The organism is Pseudomonas fluorescens (assembly GCF_001307155.1).
GTDB lineage: Bacteria > Pseudomonadota > Gammaproteobacteria > Pseudomonadales > Pseudomonadaceae > Aquipseudomonas > Aquipseudomonas helvetica.
On record NZ_CP012830.1, the window covers coordinates 1,130,170 to 1,157,020 of the forward strand.

A 26,851-nucleotide genomic window follows, 5' to 3' on the forward strand; every position below is an offset into this window, starting at 1 on the left:
AGGTTGGCAAAAACTCAGGCGCCCGAAGCTACCGTTCGATCCGCTTGGGCACCTGAGAATTCTGGCTATGAGGCGGATAGACGGGCGCGACTCAACGTCGCGCAGGTGAATCAGCCGCGGTGTCGAGACTCCACTGCCTTGCGCAGGGTGTCGATCAACGCCTGGATACGGGCGTGCTGCATTTTCATCGAAGCTTTGTTGACGATCAGCCGGGAGCTGATGGCAGCAATGAAATCCTGTGGCTCCAGGCCGTTGGCCCGCAGCGTGTTGCCGGTATCGACCACGTCGATGATCTTGTCCGCCAGACCGATCAGCGGTGCCAACTCCATCGAGCCATATAGCTTGATGATGTCGACCTGACGACCCTGCTCTGCGTAATAACGCTTGGCAACGTTGACGAACTTGGTGGCGATGCGCAGACGGCCCTTGGGCTCGACCGCGCCGACTTTGCCCGCGGTCATCAGCTTGCACTGGGCAATTTGCAGGTCCAGTGGCTCGTACAGGCCCTGGCCGCCGTATTCCATCAGCACATCTTTACCGGCGACGCCCAGGTCAGCGGCACCATGCTCGACGTAGGTCGGCACATCGGTGGCGCGCACGATCAGCAAGCGCACATCGGCCTGGGTCGTGGGGATGATCAGCTTGCGGCTCTTGTCCGGATTCTCGGTCGGCACGATGCCCGCTTCAGCCAGAAGCGGCAGGGTGTCGTCAAGGATGCGGCCCTTGGACAGTGCGATGGTCAACATGGGAAACGTCAGTCCTTATCAAGGTACTCATGCCCGGTCGCAAATGGCGCCGGACACACATCGAGCCGTAACGGGCTCGATCTTAACAAATCAACGGGCACGTCCCTGCGCCCATGAAGCAGAAACTAGCCCGGTACGCGGCGGATTTTCGCGCCGAGCATCTGCAGTTTCTCTTCGATGCACTCGTAACCACGGTCGATGTGGTAGATGCGATCGATCAGCGTGTCGCCTTCGGCGATCAGCGCCGAAATCACCAGGCTGGCCGAAGCCCGCAGGTCGGTGGCCATGACTGGCGCGCCCTTGAGCTTTTCGATGCCGGTGACGATCGCGGTATTACCTTCGACCTGGATGTGAGCGCCCATGCGGTGCAGCTCGTAAACGTGCATGAAGCGGTTTTCGAAGATCGTCTCGATCACAGCGCCCGTGCCTTCGGCAATCGCGTTGAGGGAGATGAACTGCGCTTGCATGTCGGTCGGGAACGCCGGGTACGGAGCGGTTCGCACGTTGACGGCTTTCGGCCGCTTGCCGTGCATGTTCAGCTCGATCCAGTCTTCGCCGGTAGTGATTTCGGCACCCGCTTCCTTGAGTTTTTCCAGAACGGCTTCAAGGATGGTCGGATCGGTGTCCTTGACCTTCACACGGCCGCCAGTCACGGCAGCAGCCACCAGGTAAGTACCGGTTTCGATACGGTCCGGCATCACTTTGTAAGTGGTCGTGTGCAGACGTTCGACGCCGTCGATGGTGATGGTGTCGGTGCCAGCACCGGAAACCTTCGCGCCCATGGCGTTCAGGAAGTTCGCCAGGTCGACGACTTCAGGCTCACGAGCGGCGTTAGCCAGAACGCTGCGGCCCTTGGCCAGGGCGGCTGCCATCATGATGTTCTCGGTACCGGTCACACTGACGGTATCGAAGAAGAAATGTGCACCGCGCAGGCCGCCTTCTGGCGCCTTGGCCTTGATGTAGCCGCCTTCCACGTCAATGACTGCACCCATGGCTTCAAGGCCACGGATGTGCAGGTCGACCGGACGCGAACCGATGGCGCATCCGCCAGGCAGTGCGACTTCAGCTTCACCGAAACGCGCAACCATCGGGCCCAGAACCAGAATCGACGCACGCATGGTTTTAACCAGTTCGTACGGAGCGATCAGGGTCTTGATGGTCCGCGGGTCGATTTCGACGCTGAGTTTCTCGTCGATCACCGGCTCAATGCCCATGCGACCGAACAGCTCGATCATGGTGGTGATGTCGTGCAGGTGCGGCAGGTTGGCGACGGTAACCGGGCCATCGCACAGCAGCGTTGCCGCCAGAATCGGCAGGGCAGAGTTCTTTGCCCCGGAAATGCGGATTTCGCCATCAAGACGAACACCGCCGGTAATAATCAGTTTATCCATAAGAATCTCGACGCCCTTGGGCTCAGGTGCGCTCGGCCCAGGCCGCGCTGCTGAAAAATTTCATAGTGACCGCATGGATGCTGCCATCGGTGATCCATGGGTTCAAATGGGCATAGATCTGCTGCTGACGCTTGACCGGGCTCAATGCCGCCAGTTCATCGCTAATCACGTTCAGCTGAAAGTTGCAGCCTTCGCCCTCAACTTCTACCTGTACTGATAAAAGAGTTTCGGACAGCTTTCCTTCAAGAAAGCTCTTCACTTCGTTGGCCTGCATGCTCAACCTCAATCGGCGCCCTGTGCGCGCGGGTCGGACATCATACAAAAAAGCCCCGCGCCTGCGAACCCCGCATAGCAGGACTCTGACGGGGGGCTTCTTTATAGATGATAGTTAGGGGTGTGCCAACAGCTCGGTCAATTCGCTGACCTGAGCGATTTCACGCATGTCGTCAGGCAAGGCACGGATGCTCAGCGCCTTGCCCGCCGCTTGCGCGTCACGCATGAAACACAGCAACAACGACAAACCGACGCTGCTGGACTTTTGCACACCCGAGCAATCAACTACCAGGGCTGACGCCGTGCTCGACTTGATCAAGGCCTGGCCCTGCTTGCGCAGGGCCGGCCCGGTACGGTAATCGAGTACGCCGCTGAGCATCAGCTCACCGGCCTCGCCCATGCTGACAGCCGACTCACTCATTGGGCGGGCTTCTTCTGAGTCGTTTCTGCGTCGGTCTTTTCCTTGGCTTTGGCGACTTCACCGGCCCAACCATTGATGGTCGCGTCCAGGTTATTGCCATTGCGCTGCATCGCGTCGCTGAACTGATCACGGAACAGCTTGCCAATGTTGATGCCGTTGATGATCACGTTACGCAGCTTCCACTCGCCATTGATCTTTTCGAGTGTGTAGGACACAGGATAGATCGCGCCGTTGCTGCCTTTGACCGTCATGCCAACGCTGGTACGGTCTCCCGATTCATCCTTGGCCGCATCAACGGTAATGCCCTGATTGTTGTACTCAAGCAAAGCATTGCCATAGAACTGGAAGAGCCCGCGCTTGAAGTTATCTTCAAAGGTTTTCATTTGCGCAGGTGTGGCATTGCGCGAGTACTTGACCGTCATGATGCTCTTGGAGATGCCCTCGGCATCCACCACGGGCCCGACGATGGTGTTCAAGGCATCGTAGAAACCGTTCGGATCCTGCTTGTACTTCGCTTTATTGGCCGACAGATCGGCGAGCAACCGATTGGTGGTGTCCTGCACGATATCGTGCGCGGACTGCGCAGCCACGGCGTTACCCATGAACGGCAAGACCGCCAGTAATACCAACAGGCCACGTCGCAAGGTTGAGATCATGAAAAAACTCCTTATTTGGCGTCTTTGCTAACGGTATTGAGCAGGAATTTACCGATCAGGTCTTCGAGCACCAGCGACGACTGCGTGTCATGGATGGTCCCGCCATCCTTGAGCAGGGCCTGTTCCCCGCCCACGCTGATACCGATGTATTTCTCACCCAACAGGCCAGCGGTGAGGATAGATGCAGTGGAGTCGGTCGGCAGATTATCTACCCGCTTTTCCAGCTGCATGGTCACTCGTCCGGTGAAGCTGTCGCGATCCAGATCGATTGCCGTGACCTTGCCGATGGTCACACCGGCCATGGTCACTTTTGATCTGACCGTCAAACCGGCGATATTGTCGAAGTACGCATAAAGTTTATAGCTGTCGGTGCTCGAAACAGGGGACAGTCCACTGACCCGCAGGGCAAGCAACACTAAAGCCAGGATGCCAGCCAGCAAGAAAAGGCCGACACCGATTTCCAGGGTGCGGTTTTGCATCAGAAATCTCCAAACATCAAGGCAGTCAAAATAAAGTCCAGGCCGAGGATGGCCAATGAGGCATACACCACGGTTTTGGTGGTGGCACGACTGATCCCTTCCGAAGTGGGCTCACAGTCATAGCCTTGAAATACGGCGATCCAGGTCACGACAAAGGCAAAGACAATGCTTTTAATGATGCCATTGAATACGTCACCGTCGAACGTCACGCTGTTTTGCATGTTCGACCAGTAGGAACCTTCATACACACCCAACCAGTCGACAGCCACCCAGGAACCGCCCCAGATACCGACCACGCTGAAAATCATCGCCAGCACTGGTAGGGAAATGAAGCCGGCCCACAGACGGGGGGCAATGATGTACTTGAGCGGGTCGACGCCAATCATTTCCAGACTGGACAACTGCTCGGTGGACTTCATGTTGCCGATCTCGGCGGTCAACGCAGAACCGGCACGCCCGGCGAACAGCAATGCGGTCACCACCGGCCCCAGCTCACGCAACAGCGTCAGCGCAACCATCTGCCCGACCGCCTGCTCCGAACCGTAGCTGGACAAAATGTTGAAGCCCTGTAGCGCCAGCACCATGCCGATGAATATCCCGGAGACCACGATGATCACCAGGGACATCACGCCGACCGAGTGCAACTGCTTGACCAGCAAGCCAAATCCGCCGCTGACGCCACCACGCCCCAGCAGGGCGTGAAACAGGAACAGTGATGAACGACCGAGCACCGCGACGCTGTCGATGCCGGCCTGGCCGAATCGACGAACTCTCTCTATTAGTGAAATCTTGCGCATCAGCGCTTCCCCAGAAGATCTGCGCGGTAATCCGTCGCTGGAAAGTGGAACGGTACCGGCCCGTCTGGATCACCCTTCATGAATTGGTGAATCCGCGGATTATCGGAATTCATCAGCTCATCGGGAGTCCCCTGCCCCAACACCTGCCCATCACCTACAACATACAGGTAGTCGGCAATACTCGCGGTTTCGGCCAGATCATGGGAAACCACGATGCTGGTGATGCCCAAGGCGTCGTTAAGCAGACGGATCAGGCGCACCAGAACGCCCATGGCGATTGGGTCCTGACCGACAAAAGGCTCGTCGTACATCAGAATTTGCGGATCGAGGGCAATCGCCCGTGCCAGCGCAACACGGCGCTTCATGCCGCCGGACAACTCATCGGGCATCAGGTCGATAGCACCGCGCAACCCCACCGCCTGCAATTTGAGCAGGACGATGTCTCGGATCATTTCATCCGGAAGTTTGGTATGAACACGCAGCGGAAAGGCAATGTTTTCGAAAACATCGAGGTCCGTGAACAGCGCGCCGCTCTGAAACAGCACGCCCATATGCTTGCGCGCATCGAACAGGTCGCTACGAGACAGCGTGGGCAAATTTTGCCCGTTGACCCACACTTCGCCACTTGAAGGGCGCAACTGTGCGCCCATCAGGCGCAGCAGCGTGGTTTTTCCGCAACCGGAAGGTCCCATGATGCCGGTGACCTTACCGCGCGGAATGCGAATATCGACATTATTGAAAATGCTGCGCGCGCCGCGCTTGAAGGACACTCCCTTCAGCTCGACCGCGTAGGCGTTATCGGCACTCATCTAAACTCCTTGCGATGCAAGCCTCTCACTCGGACGCCGGGCTCCCTGCCGAGAGCACACAACATCCTGGGCAGGCCGAACTGGCGACGAACTATATCACCGCTAATGCAAAGCGCCCAAGGCCGAAGCCCGCGGTGTTCAGCATCAAGACAGGCAAATAGACACAAGTTTCAGCGTTTGCGGGGGGCGCCTGAATAAAGCACGACGAACTAACGTGAGGGATTTGCTCATTACCGCTATAATCGCCGCCTTTTCTCAGGCTATACGATTTCTGACATGAGCCAATCCAGCGACCTGATTCAATCAGCACAACGCACCATCCGCCTCGAGCTTGAAGCCGTAGAAGGCTTGCTGGCCCACATCGACGCAGATTTCGTACGCGCTTGCGAGATGATTCTGGCCAGCAAAGGCCGCGTGGTCGTGGTCGGCATGGGCAAATCCGGGCACATCGGCAACAAGATTGCCGCCACCCTCGCCAGCACCGGCACCACGGCTTTTTTCGTACACCCGGCTGAAGCCAGTCACGGCGACATGGGCATGATCACTCGCGATGACATCATCCTCGCGCTGTCGAACTCCGGCTCCACCAATGAAATCGTCACGCTGCTGCCGCTGATCAAGCGTCTGGGCATCAAGCTGATCAGCCTGACCGGCAATCCTGATTCGCCGCTGGCCAAGGCTGCCGAGGTGAACCTCAATGTTCATGTCGAGCACGAAGCGTGCCCGCTGAACCTGGCACCGACCTCCTCCACCACGGCAGCGCTGGTAATGGGTGATGCACTGGCCGTCGCCTTGCTGGAAGCCCGCGGCTTCACTGCCGAAGATTTCGCGTTCTCACACCCGGGCGGCGCTCTGGGTCGCCGTTTGTTGCTGAAAGTCGAAAACGTCATGCATGCCGGCCAGGAGCTGCCGCAAGTAGTCCGCGGCACACCGCTCAAAGACGCGCTGATGGAAATGACCCGCAAGGGCCTGGGCATGACCGTGGTACTGGAAGCTGACGGCAAACTCGCCGGCATTTTCACCGACGGCGACCTGCGTCGCACACTGGACCGGACCATTGACATCCATCAAGCCACCATTGACGACGTCATGACGCCTCATGGCAAGACTGCGCGCGCCGAAATGCTCGCCGCCGAAGCCCTGAAAATCATGGAAGACCACAAAATCAACGCACTGGTGGTGGTCGACAACGAGGACCGTCCAGTGGGCGCCTTGAACATGCACGACTTGCTGCGCGCGGGAGTAATGTAATGAGCACCGACCTGCTGCAACGCGGCAAAAACATCAAGCTCGCGGTCTTCGACGTCGATGGCGTGCTGACCGACGGCCGCCTGTACTTTCTCGAAGACGGCAGCGAATTCAAGACCTTCAACACGCTCGACGGCCAGGGCATCAAAATGCTGATGGCCTCCGGCGTGACGACCGCCATCATCAGCGGACGCAAGACCCCGGTGGTCGAGCGACGCGCCAAAAACCTTGGTATTCCTCACCTGTATCAGGGCCGCGAGGACAAACTGGTAGTGCTCGACGAGCTTCTGGCGCAACTGGGCCTAAGCTATGAACAGGTTGCCTACCTGGGCGACGACCTGCCGGATCTGCCGGTGATTCGCCGTGTTGGCCTGGGCATGGCAGTGGCCAACGCCGCCAGCTTCGTCCGCGAAAACGCTCACGGCATCACTCAGGCCCGTGGCGGCGAAGGTGCCGCTCGCGAGTTCTGTGAGCTGATCCTGCGTGCCCAGGGCAACCTTGAAGCGGCTAATGCCGCGTACCTGTGAGCCACTTATGCTGAGCAAGAAAATTCGCAACATAGTGTTTTTCGGGGTCATTGCCGCGTTGCTCGCGGCCGTTGGCTACTGGAACATCAGCCCGGAACGCTTTCTCGACAAGCCGGTAGCGCACGTCGACGAGAGCCAGATCGACTACTACGCCATCAACGCCCATAGCGTGCAGTACCTGCCCGATGGCAAATTGCAGTATGACCTGACGTCCGACAAGGTCGAGCACGTCAAAGCGACCGACATCACCCTGCTGACCAACCCCGACCTGAACATGTATCGGGGCACCGCGTACCCCTGGCACGTCCAGAGCAAGCGTGGCGAGGTCAACTCAGGCGGCACTGAAGTTGAATTGATCGACTCGGTACGTATCGCACGCACGGACGAGCAGAACCGCCCGATGCTGATTACCAGTAGTCGTATGACGGTATTCCCGCAACAGCAATATGCGCAGACCCAGCAAGCCGTTAGAATCGACGGCGCTGGTGGTGTATCGACTGGTAACGGAATGAAAGCGTATTTGAAAGACAGCAGGATACACCTGCTATCGAACGTAAGAGGACAGTATGAGGCTCGTTAAAACTCTCCCTATTTTGCTCAGTCTGGGCGCAGCACTGGGAAGCGTGAGCGCCTGGGCTCTGCCGAACGATAGCCAGCAACCCATTCGCATTCAGGCTGACGATGCTCAGCTGGACGACAAGAATGGCGTGGCCACCTACAAAGGTGACGTGATCATTACCCAGGGCTCGATGATCATCAAAGGCAACACCGTGACCATCACCCGCACCAAGGCCGGCGACATCGATGTCGTGACCTCGGTGGGCAACCTGGCGTATTTCGAGCAGTTGCAAAAGCCGACCGACACGAAACCCGTCCAGGGCTACGGGGTGACTATCCAGTACCATGCCGCGCAAAACCGCATCGTACTGATCGACCGCGCCAAGGTGATCAACGAAGGCAACACCACCGAAGGCGAGAAAATCGTCTACGACACCGTTAAGCAGGTTGCTAACGCAGGCCGCGCTACCGGTGCCTCGGTCACCGCGCCGCGCCCACGGGTCGATATGGTGATCCAGCCGAAAAAGAAAACCGACGAGCAGAAGGCCCAGTAATGGCAACTCTGAAAGCCCAGCATCTGGCCAAGAGCTACAAGAGCCGCCAGGTCGTGCGTGACGTCAGCCTGTCGATCGACAGCGGCCAGATCGTCGGCCTGCTTGGCCCGAACGGTGCCGGCAAGACGACCTGCTTCTACATGATCGTGGGCCTGGTCCAGGCCGATCAGGGTCGCGTACTGATCGACGACCTGGACGTCAGCCACCAGCCAATGCACGGTCGTGCACGAGCGGGTATCGGCTATCTGCCACAAGAAGCGTCGATCTTCCGCAAACTCTCGGTCGCCGACAACATCATGGCCATCCTCGAGACCCGCAAGGAACTCGACAAGGCCGGTCGTCGCAAAGAGCTGGAAAGCCTGTTGCAGGAATTCCACATCAACCATATCCGCGACAACCTCGGCATGAGCCTTTCCGGTGGCGAACGTCGCCGTGTGGAAATCGCTCGCGCCCTGGCCACGGCACCGAAATTCATCCTGCTCGACGAACCTTTCGCCGGCGTGGACCCGATTTCGGTGGGCGACATCAAGCAGATCATTCATCACCTCAAGGCCAAGGGTATCGGCGTGCTGATCACGGACCACAACGTTCGTGAAACCCTGGACATCTGCGAAACCGCCTACATCGTCAACGACGGTCAATTGATCGCCGAAGGCGACGCCGAAACCATCCTGGCCAACGACCTGGTCAAGGAAGTGTATCTGGGCCATGAGTTCCGCCTGTAAGCACTGAGGTGTCTGGTCAGTCGCCGGAGCGCTTGCCCCAATAAAACTATACGTATTTATTGTTACAGCGCTCTAGGCAAACACTTCAGTTTCAGGCATATAATTTGCTTATGTTTGGCGCTCCGGCGCCCTGTAGTGGATGGCGCATGTGCGCCGGCGAATAAGGTGTTAAGCCCCTGCCATGAAACCATCGCTAGTCTTGAGAATGGGCCAGCAGCTGACGATGACACCGCAGCTGCAACAGGCCATCCGCCTGCTCCAATTGTCGACCCTGGACCTGCAACAGGAAATCCAGGAGGCACTGGAGTCCAATCCAATGCTCGAACGCCAGGAAGAAGGCGACGACTTCGATAACGCCGACCCGATGGCGGACAATATCGAGCAGAAACCCAACACCGACATCCAGGAACCCTCCTACCAGGAAACCGCGCCGACGGTAGACAACCTCGAGGAAGGCGACTGGAATGAGCGCATCCCTAACGAACTGCCGGTCGACACCGCCTGGGAAGACGTTTACCAGACCAGCGCCAGCAGCCTGCCGAGCAACGATGACGACGAATGGGACTTCACCACTCGCACTTCCGCCGGCGAAAGCCTGCAGAGTCATCTGCTCTGGCAATTGAACCTGGCGCCGATGTCCGACACCGATCGACTGATCGCGGTGACCCTGATCGATTGCATCAACAATCAGGGCTACCTGGACGAAACCCTCGAGGAAATCCTCGAAGCCTTCGATCCGGAACTGGACATCGAGCTCGACGAGATCGAAGCCGTCCTGCATCGCATCCAGCAATTCGAGCCGGCCGGTATCGGCGCACGCAACCTCAGCGAATGCCTGTTGCTGCAACTGCGCCAATTGCCTGCCAATACCCCTTGGCTGGCCGAGGCCAAGCGCCTCGTCATCGATTACATCGACCTGCTGGGCAGCCGCGACTACAGCCAACTGATGCGCCGCATGAAGCTCAAGGAAGATGAGCTACGCCAGGTCATCGAACTGGTGCAAAGCCTGAATCCGCGTCCAGGCTCGCAAATCGAGTCCAGCGAAGCCGAGTACGTCGTTCCCGACGTCATCGTGCGCAAAGACAACGAGCGCTGGCTGGTGGAGCTGAACCAGGAGTCGGTTCCGCGCCTGCGCGTCAACCCGCAATACGCCGGCTTCGTCCGTCGCGCCGACACCAGCGCCGACAATACCTTCATGCGCAATCAGTTGCAGGAAGCGCGCTGGTTCATCAAGAGCCTGCAAAGCCGCAACGAAACCCTGATGAAAGTCGCTACCCAGATCGTCGAGCACCAGCGCGGCTTCCTTGAGTACGGCGATGAGGCCATGAAGCCTTTGGTCCTGCATGACATCGCTGAAGCGGTCGGCATGCACGAGTCGACGATTTCACGGGTGACCACGCAAAAATTCATGCATACCCCACGCGGTATTTATGAACTGAAATACTTTTTCTCCAGCCATGTCAGCACCTCTGAAGGCGGCGAATGCTCGTCCACAGCGATCCGCGCAATCATCAAAAAACTGGTTGCAGCGGAAAATCAGAAAAAGCCGTTGAGTGACAGCAAGATCGCTGGTTTACTGGAGGCACAAGGCATTCAGGTGGCCCGCCGCACCGTCGCCAAGTACCGCGAGTCCCTGGGGATCGCGCCTTCGAGCGAACGCAAGCGGTTGATGTGACGGGCTACGCCATAGCGTTCCAGGGTGTGTTCGAAAGCTTTTCGGACACGCTCTAGTGGCAGGCAAGCCAGCCTGCCGCCTTATGCACTGGCAACGAAGGAGAAGCTGTATGCAAGTCAACATCAGTGGACACCAACTGGAAGTGACCGAACCCCTGCGCATCTACATCGGCGAAAAGCTCGACCGATTAGAAAGGCATTTCGACAAGATCACCAATGTGCAGGTCACGTTGACCGTCGAGAAGCTGCTGCAGAAAATCGAAGCCACGCTGCATATCCCCGGTGGAGAAGTGGTCGCCAACGCTGAGCATAACGACATGTATGCCGCGATCGACGCCCTGACCGACAAGCTGGATAAACAACTCAAAAAGCATAAGGAAAAGACCCAGAGCCTCCTCCAGGGCGCGACCGGTCGTTAACACTCCCAACCCATGATCCGACTTGAAAACATCCTGACCCCCGGCCGTTCTTTGGTGAACGTGCCGGGCGGCAGTAAAAAGAAAGCCCTCGAACAAATTGCCAACCTGATCGCCCGCGAAGTGCCGGGTCTGGCCATGCAGGATGTCTTCGAGAGTCTGGTCGCCCGTGAAAAACTCGGCTCCACCGGTTTTGGCAACGGCATCGCCATCCCCCACTGCCGCCTCAAAGGTTGCGAGTCACCCATCAGTGCCTTGATGCACCTGGACGCTCCTATAGATTTCGACGCCATCGACGGCGCTCCGGTCGACCTGCTATTCGTTCTGCTGGTCCCGCAAGCCGCTACCGATGCGCACCTGGAACTGCTGCGCCAGATCGCCAGCATGCTCGATCGTAAAGAAGTCCGTGATCGCCTGCGCAGCGCAAAAAGTAATGAAGCCCTGTATCAGGTTGTCCTCGACGAGCAGAACGGTCACTAATCATGCGCTTGATCATCGTCAGCGGCCGTTCTGGCTCAGGTAAAAGTACCGCCCTCGATGTACTGGAGGACAACGGTTACTACTGCATCGACAACCTGCCGGCCGGCCTGTTACCGGAACTGGCCGAGCGCGCACTGATTCACACCGAACTGGCGCAACCGCTGGTTGCGGTTTCCATCGATGCGCGCAACCTGCCGAGCCACCTGTCACGCTTCCCGGAACTCCTGGAAGAAGTGCGCAGCCGGCACATTCAATGCGATGTGCTGTACCTGGACGCCGACGAAGAAACCTTGCTCAAGCGTTTCTCGGAAACCCGTCGCCGCCACCCGCTGAGCAGCGCCAACCGCTCGCTGGCCGAAGCCATCGATGACGAAACCAATCTGCTGGGGCCGATTGCCGACCTGGCGGACCTCAAGGTCAACACCACCAATCTGAACCTGTATCAGTTGCGCGATACCATCAAGTTGCGCCTCTTGAACCAGCCAGAGCCGGGCACTGCGTTTCTGGTGGAATCCTTCGGCTTCAAGCGGGGCATGCCGGTGGATGCCGATCTGGTGTTCGACGTACGTTGCTTGCCGAACCCATACTGGAAGCCGGAACTGCGCGGTCAGTCCGGGCTGGACCAGCCGGTTGCCGAGTACCTGGCAGCTCAACCGGATGTCGAAGAGATGTTCCAGGACATCTCCACTTACCTGCTCAAATGGCTACCGCGCTTTGCCGCCAGTAACCGCGCTTACGTCACCATCGCCATTGGCTGCACCGGCGGGCATCATCGCTCCGTCTACCTGACCGAACGCCTGGGTCAGGTCCTGCAACAATCCCTGAAGAACGTCCAGGTTCGCCACCGCGACCTTAGCTAAAGGATTCACACCGCGATGCCTGCTCTGGAAATTGAAATCATCAACAAACTGGGTCTGCATGCCCGTGCTTCCGCCAAATTCGTTGGCGTCGCGGGTCAGTTTCCCTGCCAGATCAGAGCCGGACGCACCCCGCAATCCATGGTCGACGGCAAAAGCATCATGGCCATGATGATGCTCGCGGCTGGCAAAGGCACCAAGATCCACCTGAGCACTGAAGGTGAGCAGGAGCAGGAAGCGATGGACGCATTGGTGGCGCTGATCAACAACTACTTCGACGAAGGCGAGTAAACACGAGCGGGCTTATGTGGCGAGGGAGCTTGCTCCCGCTCGATCGCGAAGCGGTCGTAATCCAACAATCGCATTCCACCTGAATACTCGCGGCAGCTGGCTTTAGGGCCGCTCCGCACCCCAACGGGAGCAAGCCCCCTCACCACAGGTTTTGCTTCAGGCAATAAAAAAGCGCGCCACCCATTGGGTGGCGCGCTTTTTTTGTATCGCGGTAGCGCTTAGCTGCCCGCTACCGTCATCCGCTCGATCAACACTGAACCGGTGCGAATGTTGCTGCGCAGTTCCAGGTCATTACCCACGGCAATGATCTGCTTGAACATATCGCGCATGTTGCCGGCAATAGTCACTTCCTGGACCGCGAACTGGATTTCACCGTTCTCGACCCAGAAACCCGCCGCGCCGCGAGAGTAGTCACCGGTGACCATGTTCAAACCCTGTCCCATCAATTCAGTCACCAGCAAGCCACGCCCCATGCGCCGTAACAACGCCGCCTGGTCCTCATCGCCATGGGTAACGAACAGATTGTGCACGCCACCGGCGTTGGCGGTGCTTGGCATGCCAAGTTTGCGTCCGGAATACGTACCGAGCACATAAGACACCAACTCACCCTTCTCGACGAACGGTTTGGCGTACGTCGCCAGACCATCGCCATCGAATGCCGAACTGCCCAAGGCGCGCATCAGATGCGGACGCTCATCGATAGTCAGCCATTCAGGGAACAGTTTCTGGCCCAGTGCACCTTCGAGGAACGACGACTTTCGGTACAGATTGCCGCCCGAAATTGCGCCGAGGAAACTGCCGAACAAACCACCCGCCAGTTCCGCGGAAAACAGCACCGGCACTTCGCAGGTCGGTACCGGGCGTGCGCCCAAGCGGCTGGCTGCACGCTGCGCCGCACGTTGACCGATGCTCAGCGGATCGGCCAGCAGATTGCCCTGGCGATTGACGTCATACCAATAGTCGCGCTGCATCTGGCCGTCAGCTTCGGCGATCATCACGCAGCTCAGGCTGTGACGCGTCGACGCATAACCACCGATAAAGCCATGGCTGTTGCCATAGACGCGGCAGCCCTGGTGAGTGCTCAAGGTGGTGCCATCGGCGTTCTTGATCCGGCTGTCGGTGGCGAATGCCGCCGCTTCACAGGCCAGCGCCCGCTCGATCGCTTGCTCAGGGGTGATGTCCCATTCATGGAACAGGTCGAAGTCCGGCAAGTCCTTGGCCATCAGCGCGGCGTCGGCCAGGCCCGAGTGTTCGTCTTCGGAGGTGTGCTTGGCGATAGCCAAGGCCGCGGCGACGGTTTCGCGAATGGCCTCGGGGCCACTGGCCGAGGTGCTGGCCGAGCCTTTGCGCTGGCCAACATACAAGGTAATGCCAAAACCCTGGTCACGGTTGAACTCAACGGTTTCAACCTCCCGCTGACGCACCGTGGTCGACAGGCCTTGCTCCAGAGACACAGCCACTTCGCAGGCGCTGGCGCCCTGGCGCCTGGCTTCGGCGATGATCTGCTCGACTTGCTCTTGCAGTGCCGGCAACGCTTGTGGGCCGACGCTTTCAACTGCACTCATGCTGTTCTCCACTCAAATTCTGCTTTCGGTTAAGGTCATCGAGCGACCGGGCCGGACAAGCGGCCCCCGACTGGTTATCATGGCGGCGTTTCTTTGCGGACTGCCACCATGGTTGATTCTTACGACGACTCCCTCGACGGGGGAGAAAAAAGCAAATCCCAGGTCAAACGCGAGCTGCATGCTCTGGTTGACCTTGGCGAGCGCCTTACAACACTCAAGCCTGACTTGCTGGCAAAACTGCCGTTGACCGACGCTTTGCGCCGGGCCCTGGCCGATGCGCCCAAGCACACCGCGAATATCGCGCGTAAACGGCACCTGCAGTTCATCGGCAAGCTGATGCGCGATCAGGACACCAGCGCCATTTTGGTGCTGCTTGACCAACTCGATGCCTCCACTCGCCAGTACAACGAACGTTTCCACGGTCTGGAACGCTGGCGCGATCGCTTGATCGCTGGCGACGATGCCGTACTGGAAAAGTTCGTCGTCGACTACCCGGACGCGGATCGCCAGCAACTGCGCTCCATGATCCGTCAGGCCCAGCACGAGCTCGCCCAAAGCAAGCCTCCTGCCTCCAGCCGAAAAATCTTCAAGTACATCCGTGAGCTGGACGAGACTCAACGCGGTTTGCGTTAGTCTTCGACCGGGGTGTTCGGCCATGCCGCGCACCCCAGGCTCCATCCCTTACGCGCCCGTGCCACCCACGGTAATCGCGTCAATTTTCAAGGTTGGCTGGCCGACACCCACCGGCACCGACTGACCATCCTTGCCGCACGTCCCTACCCCGCTGTCCAGCGCCAGATCGTTACCGACCATCGACACCCGGCTCATGGCTTCCGGACCGTTACCGATCAATGTTGCGCCTTTGACCGGCGCAGTAATCTTGCCGTCCTCGATCAGGTACGCCTCGCTGGTGGAGAACACGAACTTGCCGCTGGTGATGTCGACCTGACCACCGCCCAGGTTGGCGCAGTAGATGCCCTTCTTCACCGAAGCGATGATTTCTGCCGGATCGCTTTCGCCACCCAGCATGTACGTGTTGGTCATACGCGGCATTGGCAGGTGCGCATAAGACTCGCGACGACCGTTACCCGTGCGCGCCAAGCCCATCAGGCGAGCATTGAGTTTGTCCTGCATGTAGCCCTTGAGCACGCCGTTTTCGATCAGCGTGGTGCACTCGGTCGGGGTGCCTTCGTCATCGATACTCAGCGATCCACGGCGACCGGCCAGTGTGCCGTCATCGACGATGGTGCAGAGTTTGGAGGCAACCATTTCACCCATGCGGCCGCTGTAGGCCGAACTGCCTTTGCGGTTGAAGTCACCTTCCAGACCATGACCGACCGCTTCGTGCAGCAACACGCCGGACCAGCCCGACCCCAGAACCACCGGCAAGGTACCGGCCGGCGCCGGAATGGCTTCGAGATTCACCAGCGCCTGGCGCAATGCCTCACGGGCATAACTCATGGCACGGTCTTCAGCGAGGAAATAGCGGTAATCGGTACGCCCGCCGCCGCCATGACCACCGCGTTCGCGACGACCGTTCTGCTCGACGATCACACTGACATTGAAGCGCACCAGCGGTCGTATATCCGCCGCCAGACCACCGTCGGTGGAGGCCACCAGAATCCGCTCCCAGACCCCGGCCATACTCACGGTGACTTGCTGGATACGCGGATCGAGCGCGCGAGTGGCCACGTCGATACGCTTGAGCAGCTCGACTTTCTCGGCGCGGGTCATCACTTCCAACGGGTTATCAGGGCCGTACAAACGGGCAACGTCCTGGGTACTGAACGCCTGAACCGTACCGTTTTGCCCGGCACGGGAGATCGAACGCGCAGCACGGGCAGCCAGACCCAGGGCTTCCAGGGTGATCGCATTGCTGTAGGCAAAACCGGTTTTTTCACCCGATTGCGCACGCACGCCGACACCCTGATCGAGGTTGAAGCTGCCTTCCTTGACGATACCGTCTTCAAGCGCCCAGGACTCGGAGATCTGTCCTTGGAAATACAGGTCGGCCGCATCGATGCCCGGGCCGGCCAGGTCACCCAACACGCTTTGCAGGTTCTCGATCGTCACGCCGCCAGGCGCTAACAGATGTTCACTGACTGAGGACAACAACTCGCTCATAGGTTTACGCCTTAATTCCACGTTCTGAAGCAGGTCGCTGTGCGCCCTGCGAGAAAAAGCGCCGGTGACTGGACACCGGCATCCGCGCCCGGATGGACGCCTGTTCGCTGCTATCGCGTTCGGCCAGCAGCACGGCCTCGCCTTGATCCTGTTCCGCCAGCACGCGCCCCCACGGGTCAACAATCGCTGCATGGCCAAAGGTTTCACGCGGTCCCGGATGAGTTCCACCCTGGGCAGCGGCCAATACGTAACACTGGGTTTCGATGGCCCGCGCGCGAATCAACACATCCCAATGGGCCGCGCCCGTCACTGCCGTAAACGCTGACGGTGCAGTAATCAGTTCTGCCCCGGCGGCGCGCAATTCGCTGTACAGCTCCGGAAAGCGCAAGTCGTAGCAAACCGTCAGGCCAACCCGACCGACCGGCGTATCGGCAACCACCACCTTACTGCCATGAGCATAGTCATCGGATTCACGGTAGCGTCCGCGATTGTCCGCCACATCGACATCGAACAAGTGCAGCTTGTCGTAGCGCGCCACCGTGTCACCGTGCTCATCGATCAGTAACGAGCAGGCATTGGACTTCGCCAGCGGTTGATCCACCGGCGGCAACGGCAAGGTGCCGGCCACTATCCATAACTTGAGGTCGCGAGCGGTCTGTTTCAACCAGGGCAGGATCGGGCCTTCGCCCAAGGCTTCGGCGCGACCGATGTCGGCGATGTCGCGACGGCCCATGGCCGCAAAGTTTTCCGGCAACACCGCCAGTCGCGCACCACCCGCTGCAGCTTGCTCGAGCAGATGCCGAGCCTGGATCAGGTTGGCCGGCACATCGCTCTGGCTGACCATTTGAATCACCGCAAGAGACATGGTGCACTCCGTATCAGGTATGCGGCCATGCTACTCCATAGGACGAACCGTGGCTTTTCAAAAAAGACCTCAAAAAGGTTTGTCGTAAGAGATTTTCGGCTCTTTCCACGGGCCTTTAATGGTGTATTTGACGCTGGCAAAGCGCGCTACGCGATCACCGATCAATTTGTCGATCAGAAACAGTGCACCGCCTACCGCAGGCGCACCGACGATCAGCGCAGCAATCGGCAGGTTGTTGGTCAATGGCAAGGTCACCAACAGGTTCGCATCGACCCTGTCACCCACCAGGTCCAGCGTACCGTTGAGTTCCAGGTTACTCGACGGGCCAGTCATGATGATCGGCTCCCGAGTGACGTAAACACCGTTGCTGGCCACCAGCAGGCCCTTGACCCGGTCATAACTCAGGCCTTTACCGAACAGGTCGGAGAAGTCCAGGCGCAAGCGACGGCCGATCGAGTTGAAGTTGAGCAGGCCAAACACCCGCAACGCCTGCGCGCCACCTTCGACTTCGACGAACTGACCTTTGCGCAGCGTCGCATCCAGGCTACCGGAGTAACGCTTGGGTCCGACCCAGGCCGGCGAGCCAGGCCAACGGCCGTCGATGTCCATATGGAACTCTTCGCTGGTCACTGTCGGTGCGAACCCCCAGCCCTTGAGCACGTCACCGAGGTTCTTGCCCTCAATGCGTCCCTTGTACCAACTGCTGGTGGATCCCGGCACACCTTCCCAGCCACCTGCGCCCTGCAACTGTATGCCTTTGAGGCCCAGATTCATGCTGTTGAAGGCAATGCCCTTGACGATCGGGCGGACCTTCAACGACCAGGCACCTACCAGGTCCGGGCCCTGAAACAACTGGTCAATACTGATATCCAGTGCAGGAATTTTCGTTGGGTCGACCGACGCCAGCGGGTCCGGTGCATTCTCGTCGGCCTGCACTTTCGGATCAGGCGCCGGCAAACGCACATATTGCAGGTTGATCGCAATCGGCGCGGACTTGGCATCGGGAATCCCGACAGTGCCTTTGGCCTGCTGGCTATCGAGTTGCAATGCCCAGGCTGTCGGTTTGCGATCCAGTTGCAGGCGGGCCTGATCCAGCGTGGTACCAAACCCCGTGAGCTTGTCGACCTTGAAGTCTGCGCCACTGAGCAATTGCTTGGCGTTGCCACCCGGATCCTGCCCGGCGTACCGATCAATCAGGGCTTTCCACGGTTCGACATCCAGCTCCGACAGCACGCCCCGTATACGCAGGCCTTTATCGCCCGGCAACAGTGCGTTGCCGTTACCCAGGAACAACTCGCCACGGCCATCGGCAAAATTGCCGCTGGGCGCTGCGTAAGTGAAGTCCGCCAGATCACCATAGTCGAGCCAGTAACGCCGTTCCGGCCCTTGCAGGGTCATGCGGAACACCGTGTCGCGGCCTTGCGCGGCGGGCATGCCGAACGGTGCCGGCAAGTCGACGACTACGCCCTTGAGGCTGGAACTGACCATCAATCGGCTGTCGGGGCCGTCGAGGTTGAGCTGCAACTGATAAGGGATCGTCCCGGAAACCGGCAACGGCTGAGTGACATTCAGCCAATCGGTGAGTTTTTTCACCGCCACCTGGCCGCTGGCAGTGACCCGGGTGTTGAACTTGCCAGGGCTGCCATCGGCATAGATCTGTGCACTGATCGGTCGTTCAAAGGCCTGTGCCGTAATGTTCTGGCCACTGAGCCCCTTGGCACTGTCAAAACGGAAATCACCTTTGAGCTGCGTCAGCTCCAGCACAGGATCAGTCAATTTCAGACGCGACTTGGCGGTTTTGAAGTCGACCACAATCTTCGGCTCTTCGCCCTTGGCCAAGGGGATATCCAGTTTCAGGTTGCCCTGCAATTCACCCTCGCCCTGCCAACCGGCGAAGGTCGAACCGGTACCGATCGGTGCGTCCTGAAGAATCTTCAGGCCATCGCCCAGACCACCGTCGAAAGTGCCATCGAGGAACAGGTGCGGGTTCTGCCCGGCAGGCGCATGGGGGATGTTGACGTAAATATCGTGAACCTGAGTGTCGAGCAACTGGCCCTTGCTGGCCAGAATGCGCACCCCACTGTCCTCGATGAACACATCGCCGCTGACCTTGCCGACATGCGGCCAACCCGGCTGGAAGGCCAGCTCGGCGTCGTGCACTTTGAAAAACAGGCTGATGCTGCGCGCCGCGGCGACCGCATCGTGGTTCAGCGAACCCTGATACTGGAAGAAACCTTCATCCACCGCGCCTTTGAGAATCGCCGTGCGCAACCATTCATCCAGCGCGGGGCTCAAGACCGTGGGCAAGTACTTGGCGGTGTAGCGTCCATCACCTTCCAGCAGACCGACCCGCAGGTCCATGTAGTCTTCCTGGGTGTGATCGAAATGCAGGCGAATCAGGAAATCGCCGGCAATCTTGCCCTCTTCGCCCAGCACCTTCAGGTACGGCGCAATCAGGGTGAAACCTTGTTGATCGAGTTTCCAGGTCAGCCGGGCATTCGCCTGGATGTACTGCCATGGCTTGGCAAAGATCGGGTCCAGGTGCAGGGAAAAATCCTTGCTGTCCATGCGCAGCTCACCCTTGCCGAGGTCACCGCTGATACTCCCGGAAACGTTACGCGCCGCCGGAGCACCGTGATAAGCATCAAACCCGACACGCTCCAGATTGGCGGCAAAACTGAATTTGCTGTCATCGGTCGCCTCGGGCCGGACATCGATCAGCACGTTGCGCAACGCACCGGTGACCTTCAGCCGCTCGACCACCGTGGCAAAGTCCTTGGGCAGTGGTCCCAGGGCATTCAGTAACGGAGTGATCGGGGTGAGGTCGAAGCGGTCGGCTTGCAGGTGCCAGAGCTCGGAGGTCGTTTCAGTGGTCGCGGTCTGCTGAAGTTGCAGACGGGTTTCCCAGCGGATGTCCTCCAGGGTCATGGCCAGGGAATCGAACGACACCTGGAAACCTTCGGTATTGCGCTGGAAATACCCGTTGAGCGCCAGATTGTTGATCTGGATCGACTTGCGTTCGGCGTAGGCACCGTTGAGTTGCGGTGCATTGAGACGAATCGCAGCACGCTGCAGGGCTCCCTTGCTCCAGTTAACCCAAAGCTCGCCACCGGCCTTGATCTCGGAAAAATTCCATTTCCCGGTCAGGCTCTCAGGCAACCATTTCGACCAATCACTCTGCGGCAAGCTCAGGTAGGCATCGATTTCAGACTCTTTCCACTGACTGGCTTGAGTCCGGCTGCTCAGGCTCATGGCCAGCGGCTGGCCGTCAGGCAAGGTCAACCGGGCATCGAGGCGCTGCTGGCTGATACCGGTTTTAAGATTCAGGCCGACATAGGTCAGGGTCAGCGGCACGTGGTCGATCGGCAGCAAGGTGATCTGGCTGTCGAGCACCGACAATTGCTCCACCATCTGCATGCGGTTGAGCAGTTGCTCGGGGTCCAGCGGCTGATTCTCCTGCACCGGCAAGCCTTCGAGCGCCCATTGCCCCTGCGGGCCCTGCTTGAGGCTGATCTTCAGGCCGTTGAGTTCCAGGTGTCCGATCCGCACCGCACGCGCCAGCAAGCTGGCCCAGACATTCGGCACCACCCGCACCTGATCCAGGTGCAAGGCATTGGCACCCTCGCCGACCACCACGTCATGTGCCAGCAAAATTGGCGCCATGCCACTCCAGCGGCCTTCCAGGCGGCCGATGTGCAACGGCATGCCCAGCGCTTCTCGAGCCTTGGCTTCGACATCCGCGCGATACTCGGCCACCAACGGAATGAACTCACGACCGAGGCTGCTGTAAAGCGCCGCCAGCACCAGCAATAATGCGCAAAGCCCCAGCCCCCAGCGGGTCAATGTGGTCAAGATGCGGATCAGACGATCCATGTCAGTTGGCTCCCATGGCGAAATCGTGCAGCAAGCTGAGGCCGGCCGTTAGTAATGAAACACAGCGGATCAGAGCAGCACCACGTCGTATTGTTCCTGGGAGTACATGGTTTCTACCTGAAAACGAATGGTTCGCCCGATAAAACCTTCAAGTTCCGCGACATTACCCGACTCTTCGTCAAGCAACCGATCAACCACTTTCTGGTTAGCCAGTACACGATAGCCTTCAGCCTGATAGGCGCGAGCTTCACGCAGGATCTCCCGGAAGATTTCATAACACACGGTTTCCGGGGTCTTGAGCTTGCCACGGCCCTGGCAACTGCTGCACGGTTCGCAGAGCACTTGCTCAAGACTTTCGCGCGTACGCTTGCGCGTCATCTGCACCAGGCCCAACTCGGTGATGCCGATGATGTTGGTCTTGGCGTGATCGCGCTCCAGCTGTTTCTCAAGCGTACGCAGCACCTGGCGCTGATGTTCCTCATCTTCCATGTCGATGAAGTCGATGATGATGATCCCGCCCAGATTGCGCAGGCGCAGTTGCCGGGCAATCGCGGTGGCCGCTTCCAGATTGGTTTTGAAGATGGTTTCTTCAAGATTGCGGTGCCCGACGAAAGCGCCGGTGTTCACATCGATGGTGCTCATGGCTTCTGCCGGGTCGACCACCAGATAGCCGCCGGACTTGAGCGGCACTTTGCGCTCAAGGGCCTTTTGAATTTCATCCTCGACACCATACAGATCGAAAATCGGTCGCTCGCCCGGGTAATGCTCCAGGCGGTCGGCGATCTCCGGCATCAGCTCGGCAACGAACTGCGTGGTTTTCTGGAAGGTTTCCCGCGAGTCGATACGAATTTTCTCGATCTTCGGGCTGACCAGATCGCGCAAGGTCCGCAGGGCCAGGCCGAGGTCTTCGTAGATTACGTTCGGCGCGCTGACTGTCTTGATCTGCGTGCCAATTTGATCCCAGAGGCGGCGCAGGTAGCGAATGTCCATCAGGATCTCATCCGCACCGGCGCCTTCAGCCGCGGTGCGCAGAATAAAACCGCCGGCCTCCTTGATGCCTTCCTTCGCGACACAATCGGTGACCACTTGCTTGAGGCGCTCGCGCTCGGTTTCATCCTCGATTTTCAGCGAAATACCGACATGAGCCGTGCGCGGCATGTACACCAGATAGCGCGAGGGAATCGACAATTGGGTCGTCAGGCGCGCGCCCTTGGAGCCGATCGGATCCTTGGTGACCTGCACCACCAGGCTCTGGCCTTCATGCACCAGCGCGCTGATGCTTTCCACCGCCGGGCCTTCACGCAGGGAGATTTCCGAGGCGTGGATAAAGGCTGCCCGGTCCAGACCGATATCGACGAATGCCGCCTGCATGCCTGGCAGAACGCGAACGACCTTACCTTTATAAATGTTGCCGACAATCCCGCGACGCTGGGTGCGCTCGACATGAACCTCTTGCAGGACACCGTTTTCGACCACCGCCACGCGCGACTCCATCGGCGTGATGTTGATCAGAATCTCTTCACTCATGGCAGGGTCTCGTTCAGGCATATTCACGATTATGGCCGCATCAAATCAGTACGGCGCTTGGCGCGCGACAAGGTTTTGCCAACAGGGTATGCCGAAATGGCCGAGCAGTTCCGCGGTTTCGCACAGCGGCAGGCCAACCACGGCGGAATAACTGCCGTTGAGTGCCGCGACAAACACTGCACCAAGGCCCTGAATGCCATAGCCGCCAGCCTTGTCCTGTGGCTCGCCGCTGGCCCAGTAGGCCGCTGCCTCTTTATGACTGATGAAGCGAAAACGCACCAGGCTGCGCACCACGCGTGATTCGCAATACTGGCCATCAAGCACGGCGATGGCGGTCAGCACCTCATGTTCACGCCCCGACAGGTTCATCAACATACTCAGCCCTTCGGCCTCGTCGAGCGGTTTGCCAAGTATCTGCCCATCGAGCACCACAGCCGTATCGGCACCCAACACACAAACGGGCGCACCCGGCTGGTTGAGCGCCAACAACGCATGACCGGCCTGGGCCTTGGCGCGCGCCAGACGCTCGACATAGGCCGCCGGGGACTCGTTAGTCAGAGGGGTTTCATCGATGTCCGCGCTGATGGCGGTGAACGGCACGCCGATCTGCGTGAGCAGTTCACGCCGACGCGGCGAGCCTGAGGCGAGGAATAGCGGATTCATCAAGACATCTCCCTGTCGAGGTGCGGGCTAATGCCTGACCGAATTAATTGATTTTGTAGCGGCGGCTTAACCCACGCAATCCAAAACTGACCCAGGGCCAGAGCAAGGCGCTGATCAGTGCAGGCAAAAGCACGGCCAGCGTCTGACGGTTACCGGTCAAGGCGCTGAGCCACAATTGCAGCAGTTGTGCGAGTCCCAGGATCACCAGGATCACCAGGCTTTGCTGCCACATCGGAAACATCCGCAAACGCGGTCGCAGCGTCAGGATCAAAAAGGTGATCAGGGTCAGAATCAGTGCGTTGTGTCCCAGCAAGGTGCCGAACAGCACGTCTTGCGCCATGCCCAGACACCAGGCCGTGAGCATCCCGACTTTCTGCGGCACTTCCAATGCCCAATACGCCAACGGTAGCGCGAGGAACATCGGACGCAAAATCTCGACGTGCGGGAACGGTACGATACTGAGCAACAAGCCGATGACAAACGTCAGCCAGATCATCCAGCCATTACGGGAGCGGGTACTGGCCATTATTCTCTACCCTGAGTGGTGGCTTCAGGCGCCGCGGCAGGCGGTTTGGCCGCCGCCGGCTTGGCGACCGCTGCCGGTTTGACTGCTGCGGAATGCGCAGCAGGCTTGGCCGGGGTCGAAGGTTTGCTCGCAGGCTTGGCCGCCGCGGGTGTTGCGGTTGCTGGAGCAACTGCAGTGGCGGCTGGCGCCGGGGCAACTGCGGCAGCAGGTTTTGGCACGGTGGCTGGCACAAATGCAGCACCGCCAGGATGCTGATCTGCGTCCTGGGCCTGAGCAGCTTCGTTGGCACGCTCTTCCGGGGTGCGGCTATCGCTGAACACCAGCAACATGTAACGACTGCGGTTGAGCGCTGCGGTCGGTACCGCACGCACGATGGCGAACGGCTGGCCGGAATCGTGGATCACTTCCTTGACAGTCGCCACCGGGTAACCGGCCGGGAAACGCTGGCCAAGACCGGAACTCACCAGCAAGTCGCCTTCTTTAATGTCAGCCGTGTCCGCCACGTGACGCAATTCCAGGCGTTCCGGGTTGCCGGTGCCGCTGGCAATCGCCCGCAAACCGTTACGGTTCACTTGCACGGGAATACTGTGGGTGGTGTCAGTCAGCAACAACACCCGCGAGGTGTAAGGCATCAGCTCGACCACCTGCCCCATCAGCCCACGGGCATCGAGCACCGGTTGGCCGAGCACCACGCCGTCGCGCTCACCCTTGTTGATGATGATGCGATGAGTGAAGGGGTTGGGATCGACGCCGATCAACTCGGCCACTTCGACCTTCTCGTTGACCAGTGCCGACGAATTGAGCAACTCGCGCAGCCGAACGTTCTGCTCGGTCAAGGCCGCAAGCTTTTGCATGCGCCCCTGCAGCAGCAGGTTTTCAGTCTTGAGCTTTTCGTTTTCGGCGACCAGTTCGGTACGGCTGCCAAATTGACTGCTCACACCCTGCCACAACCGCTCCGGCAGGTCGGTGATCCAATAGGCGTCCATCAAGACCAGCGACATCTGACTGCGCGCAGGCTTGAGCACTTCAAAGCGGGCATCGACCACCATCAGCGCGACCGATAGCACGGCCAGCACCAGAAAGCGCACGCCCATTGAGGGGCCTTTGGCGAAAAGCGGTTTAATAAGCCGCTCCTCCCAGGCAAATGTTCTCTTTACTCATACGCCATCAAACCGGCCTGGATGCAGACTGACAGAAGATAAACGCCAACAGGCAGCACTGCAAAGTGCTGCCTGCGCGCGAAACAGCATAGAAGCCTCCGGCGAAATTATTCGCTGGAGAGCAGGTCCATGGTGTGTTTATCCATCATTTCCAATGCACGGCCACCGCCGCGAGCAACGCAGGTCAGCGGGTCTTCGGCGACGATTACCGGCAGACCGGTTTCCTGGGCCAGCAACTTGTCGAGGTCACGCAGCAAGGCGCCACCACCGGTCAGTACCAGGCCACGCTCGGCGATATCCGACGCCAGTTCCGGCGGCGATTGCTCCAGTGCGCTTTTCACGGCCTGAACGATGGTTGCCAGGGACTCTTGCAGAGCTTCCAGCACTTCATTGGAGTTCAGGGTGAATGCGCGTGGAACGCCTTCAGCCAGGTTACGGCCGCGAACGTCGACTTCGCGAACTTCACCGCCCGGGTAGGCCGTGCCGATTTCCTGTTTGATGCGCTCGGCGGTGGACTCGCCGATCAGGCTGCCGTAGTTGCGACGCACGTAAGTGATGATCGCTTCGTCGAAGCGGTCGCCGCCAACCCGTACGGATTCGGCGTAAACCACACCGTTCAGGGAGATCAGTGCGATTTCAGTGGTACCACCACCGATATCGACGACCATCGAACCGCGCGCTTCTTCAACCGGCAGGCCGGCACCGATCGCAGCAGCCATTGGCTCTTCGATCAGGAACACTTCACGAGCACCGGCACCCAGCGCCGATTCACGGATGGCACGACGCTCGACCTGAGTGGATTTGCATGGAACGCAGATCAGCACACGAGGGCTAGGTTGCAAAAAGCTGTTTTCGTGAACCTTGTTGATAAAATACTGCAGCATCTTTTCGCAGACGCTGAAGTCGGCAATAACGCCGTCCTTCATCGGACGAATGGCAGCAATGTTGCCCGGTGTACGGCCGAGCATGCGCTTGGCCTCGGTGCCGACAGCAACGACACTTTTCTGATTACCGTGGGTCCGAATGGCCACAACCGATGGTTCATTCAGGACGATACCGCGCTCGCGCACGTAAATAAGGGTGTTGGCAGTGCCCAGGTCAATGGAAAGATCGCTGGAAAACATGCCACGCAGTTTCTTGAACATGGGAAAGGGACCCTAGGCAACGCGTGGGTAAAAAAGTGCGGCAAACTCTAACAACGACAGGGATTTTGGGCAAGGCGCCAATATGTTAAATTGGCCGCTTTTCTGTGCACCAACCCCCACAATCGCGGCCTTATGACCGTAGAAATGCGGTAGTGTTCCGACAATCTAACACACGGACAGCGTCCGTTCTGTTTTCCACTGGAGAATCCCATGGCGCTTGAACGCTCCGACGTGGAAAAAATCGCTCATCTGGCCTGCCTTGGCCTTAATGATGCCGATCTTCCACACATCACTTCGGCCCTGAACAGCATTCTCGGGCTGGTCGACGAAATGCAGGCTGTCAATACCGACGGTATCGAGCCTCTGGCCCACCCGCTGGAAGCCAGTCAGCGCCTGCGCGCAGACGTCGTGACCGAGTCCAATCACCGCGAGGCCTATCAGTCCATCGCACCAGCGGTCGAAAACGGCCTGTATCTGGTTCCGAAAGTCATCGACTAAAGG

The 26,851-nt window shown here is 59.0% G+C and carries 29 protein-coding genes; 12 read left to right on the forward strand and 17 right to left on the reverse strand.

Annotation, left to right across the window (positions count from 1 at the left end; translation table 11 throughout):
- Nucleotides 1-110: 110 nt before the first annotated feature.
- From hisG to AO353_RS05150, 8 genes are all read right to left on the reverse strand, one after another.
- Nucleotides 111-746, reverse strand: coding sequence for an ATP phosphoribosyltransferase (hisG, locus tag AO353_RS05115; protein ID WP_007941260.1), 636 nt, complete (start codon nucleotides 744-746; stop codon nucleotides 111-113).
- Nucleotides 747-871: 125 nt separating this feature from the next.
- Entirely contained in the window at nucleotides 872-2,137 is a 1,266-nt protein-coding gene (gene murA / locus AO353_RS05120) for a UDP-N-acetylglucosamine 1-carboxyvinyltransferase (RefSeq protein ID WP_054593984.1), read from the reverse strand.
- Between the two features lie 22 nt (nucleotides 2,138-2,159).
- Nucleotides 2,160-2,411, reverse strand: coding sequence for a BolA family protein (locus AO353_RS05125; RefSeq protein ID WP_019691904.1), 252 nt, complete (start codon nucleotides 2,409-2,411; stop codon nucleotides 2,160-2,162).
- Between the two features lie 114 nt (nucleotides 2,412-2,525).
- Complete coding sequence (locus AO353_RS05130; protein WP_054593985.1) at nucleotides 2,526-2,831, reverse strand: STAS domain-containing protein; 306 nt, start codon at nucleotides 2,829-2,831, stop codon at nucleotides 2,526-2,528.
- Nucleotides 2,828-3,487 (reverse strand): MlaC/ttg2D family ABC transporter substrate-binding protein, encoded by a 660-nt coding sequence (locus tag AO353_RS05135; protein ID WP_054593986.1) that lies wholly within the window; start codon nucleotides 3,485-3,487, stop codon nucleotides 2,828-2,830. The genes AO353_RS05130 and AO353_RS05135 overlap by 4 nt, the downstream gene beginning before the upstream one ends.
- 11 nt (nucleotides 3,488-3,498) lie before the next feature.
- Complete coding sequence (gene mlaD / locus AO353_RS05140; protein WP_054593987.1) at nucleotides 3,499-3,966, reverse strand: outer membrane lipid asymmetry maintenance protein MlaD; 468 nt, start codon at nucleotides 3,964-3,966, stop codon at nucleotides 3,499-3,501.
- Complete coding sequence (gene mlaE / locus AO353_RS05145; RefSeq protein ID WP_054593988.1) at nucleotides 3,966-4,763, reverse strand: lipid asymmetry maintenance ABC transporter permease subunit MlaE; 798 nt, start codon at nucleotides 4,761-4,763, stop codon at nucleotides 3,966-3,968. Before mlaE ends, mlaD begins: the two co-directional genes overlap by 1 nt.
- Nucleotides 4,763-5,572 (reverse strand): ATP-binding cassette domain-containing protein, encoded by an 810-nt coding sequence (locus tag AO353_RS05150; protein ID WP_054593989.1) that lies wholly within the window; start codon nucleotides 5,570-5,572, stop codon nucleotides 4,763-4,765. Before AO353_RS05150 ends, mlaE begins: the two co-directional genes overlap by 1 nt.
- Nucleotides 5,573-5,848: 276 nt before the next feature.
- Here AO353_RS05150 and AO353_RS05155 point away from each other — a divergent pair, with 276 nt between their 5' ends.
- The 10 genes from AO353_RS05155 to AO353_RS05200 all read left to right on the forward strand — a co-directional run bounded on the left by AO353_RS05155 (nucleotide 5,849) and on the right by AO353_RS05200 (nucleotide 12,902).
- Entirely contained in the window at nucleotides 5,849-6,823 is a 975-nt protein-coding gene (locus AO353_RS05155; RefSeq protein ID WP_054593990.1) for a KpsF/GutQ family sugar-phosphate isomerase, read from the forward strand.
- The gene (locus tag AO353_RS05160; protein ID WP_054593991.1) at nucleotides 6,823-7,347 is read left to right on the forward strand and encodes a KdsC family phosphatase; all 525 of its coding nucleotides are present in this window, start codon (nucleotides 6,823-6,825) and stop codon (nucleotides 7,345-7,347) included. Before AO353_RS05155 ends, AO353_RS05160 begins: the two co-directional genes overlap by 1 nt.
- Before the next feature lie 7 nt (nucleotides 7,348-7,354).
- Complete coding sequence (gene lptC, locus AO353_RS05165) at nucleotides 7,355-7,927, forward strand: LPS export ABC transporter periplasmic protein LptC (RefSeq protein WP_054593992.1); 573 nt, start codon at nucleotides 7,355-7,357, stop codon at nucleotides 7,925-7,927.
- The gene (gene lptA / locus AO353_RS05170) at nucleotides 7,914-8,459 is read left to right on the forward strand and encodes a lipopolysaccharide transport periplasmic protein LptA (protein WP_019691896.1); all 546 of its coding nucleotides are present in this window, start codon (nucleotides 7,914-7,916) and stop codon (nucleotides 8,457-8,459) included. Before lptC ends, lptA begins: the two co-directional genes overlap by 14 nt.
- Entirely contained in the window at nucleotides 8,459-9,184 is a 726-nt protein-coding gene (gene lptB / locus AO353_RS05175; RefSeq protein WP_019691895.1) for an LPS export ABC transporter ATP-binding protein, read from the forward strand. Before lptA ends, lptB begins: the two co-directional genes overlap by 1 nt.
- Before the next feature lie 181 nt (nucleotides 9,185-9,365).
- Complete coding sequence (locus tag AO353_RS05180; RefSeq protein WP_054593993.1) at nucleotides 9,366-10,859, forward strand: RNA polymerase factor sigma-54; 1,494 nt, start codon at nucleotides 9,366-9,368, stop codon at nucleotides 10,857-10,859.
- Between the two features lie 109 nt (nucleotides 10,860-10,968).
- Complete coding sequence (hpf, locus tag AO353_RS05185; protein WP_054593994.1) at nucleotides 10,969-11,277, forward strand: ribosome hibernation-promoting factor, HPF/YfiA family; 309 nt, start codon at nucleotides 10,969-10,971, stop codon at nucleotides 11,275-11,277.
- 12 nt (nucleotides 11,278-11,289) lie between these two features.
- Nucleotides 11,290-11,754 (forward strand): PTS IIA-like nitrogen regulatory protein PtsN, encoded by a 465-nt coding sequence (ptsN, locus tag AO353_RS05190; protein WP_054593995.1) that lies wholly within the window; start codon nucleotides 11,290-11,292, stop codon nucleotides 11,752-11,754.
- Between the two features lie 2 nt (nucleotides 11,755-11,756).
- Entirely contained in the window at nucleotides 11,757-12,614 is an 858-nt protein-coding gene (gene rapZ, locus AO353_RS05195) for an RNase adapter RapZ (RefSeq protein WP_054593996.1), read from the forward strand.
- 15 nt (nucleotides 12,615-12,629) lie between these two features.
- Nucleotides 12,630-12,902, forward strand: coding sequence for an HPr family phosphocarrier protein (locus tag AO353_RS05200; protein ID WP_054593997.1), 273 nt, complete (start codon nucleotides 12,630-12,632; stop codon nucleotides 12,900-12,902).
- 218 nt (nucleotides 12,903-13,120) lie between these two features.
- Here AO353_RS05200 and pmbA read toward each other — a convergent pair whose 3' ends face one another.
- The gene (gene pmbA / locus AO353_RS05205) at nucleotides 13,121-14,467 is read right to left on the reverse strand and encodes a metalloprotease PmbA (RefSeq protein ID WP_054593998.1); all 1,347 of its coding nucleotides are present in this window, start codon (nucleotides 14,465-14,467) and stop codon (nucleotides 13,121-13,123) included.
- A 108-nt stretch (nucleotides 14,468-14,575) separates the two neighbouring features.
- On the opposite strand from pmbA, the gene yjgA reads away from it, so the two are divergent.
- Complete coding sequence (gene yjgA / locus AO353_RS05210; protein WP_054593999.1) at nucleotides 14,576-15,100, forward strand: ribosome biogenesis factor YjgA; 525 nt, start codon at nucleotides 14,576-14,578, stop codon at nucleotides 15,098-15,100.
- A 48-nt stretch (nucleotides 15,101-15,148) separates the two neighbouring features.
- On the opposite strand, the gene tldD is transcribed toward yjgA, so the two are convergent.
- The 8 genes from tldD to mreB form a co-directional block, all read right to left on the reverse strand.
- Nucleotides 15,149-16,591 (reverse strand): metalloprotease TldD, encoded by a 1,443-nt coding sequence (gene tldD, locus AO353_RS05215; protein ID WP_054594000.1) that lies wholly within the window; start codon nucleotides 16,589-16,591, stop codon nucleotides 15,149-15,151.
- Between the two features lie 4 nt (nucleotides 16,592-16,595).
- Nucleotides 16,596-17,456: a carbon-nitrogen hydrolase family protein gene (locus AO353_RS05220; RefSeq protein ID WP_054594001.1), complete on the reverse strand. Its 861-nt coding sequence runs from the start codon at nucleotides 17,454-17,456 to the stop codon at nucleotides 16,596-16,598.
- A gap of 69 nt (nucleotides 17,457-17,525) precedes the next feature.
- Nucleotides 17,526-21,329 (reverse strand): YhdP family protein, encoded by a 3,804-nt coding sequence (locus AO353_RS05225; protein WP_054594002.1) that lies wholly within the window; start codon nucleotides 21,327-21,329, stop codon nucleotides 17,526-17,528.
- Nucleotides 21,330-21,398: 69 nt separating this feature from the next.
- The gene (rng, locus tag AO353_RS05230; protein WP_054594003.1) at nucleotides 21,399-22,856 is read right to left on the reverse strand and encodes a ribonuclease G; all 1,458 of its coding nucleotides are present in this window, start codon (nucleotides 22,854-22,856) and stop codon (nucleotides 21,399-21,401) included.
- A gap of 45 nt (nucleotides 22,857-22,901) precedes the next feature.
- Nucleotides 22,902-23,519, reverse strand: coding sequence for a Maf family protein (locus AO353_RS05235; protein ID WP_054594004.1), 618 nt, complete (start codon nucleotides 23,517-23,519; stop codon nucleotides 22,902-22,904).
- Between the two features lie 43 nt (nucleotides 23,520-23,562).
- Nucleotides 23,563-24,045 carry a rod shape-determining protein MreD gene (mreD, locus tag AO353_RS05240; protein WP_054594005.1) on the reverse strand — a complete coding sequence of 161 codons (483 nt, stop codon included), beginning with the start codon at nucleotides 24,043-24,045 and terminating at the stop codon, nucleotides 23,563-23,565.
- Nucleotides 24,045-25,169, reverse strand: a complete 1,125-nt coding sequence (mreC, locus tag AO353_RS05245; protein WP_256583769.1) for a rod shape-determining protein MreC — start codon at nucleotides 25,167-25,169, stop codon at nucleotides 24,045-24,047. Before mreC ends, mreD begins: the two co-directional genes overlap by 1 nt.
- A gap of 143 nt (nucleotides 25,170-25,312) precedes the next feature.
- On the reverse strand, nucleotides 25,313-26,350 hold the full coding sequence (gene mreB, locus AO353_RS05250) for a rod shape-determining protein MreB (RefSeq protein WP_002555108.1): 1,038 nt from the start codon (nucleotides 26,348-26,350) through the stop codon (nucleotides 25,313-25,315).
- Between the two features lie 210 nt (nucleotides 26,351-26,560).
- Between mreB and gatC the strand changes: the two genes are divergently transcribed.
- Nucleotides 26,561-26,848, forward strand: a complete 288-nt coding sequence (gatC, locus tag AO353_RS05255; RefSeq protein WP_007915356.1) for an Asp-tRNA(Asn)/Glu-tRNA(Gln) amidotransferase subunit GatC — start codon at nucleotides 26,561-26,563, stop codon at nucleotides 26,846-26,848.
- The last annotated feature ends 3 nt before the right edge of the window (nucleotides 26,849-26,851 follow it).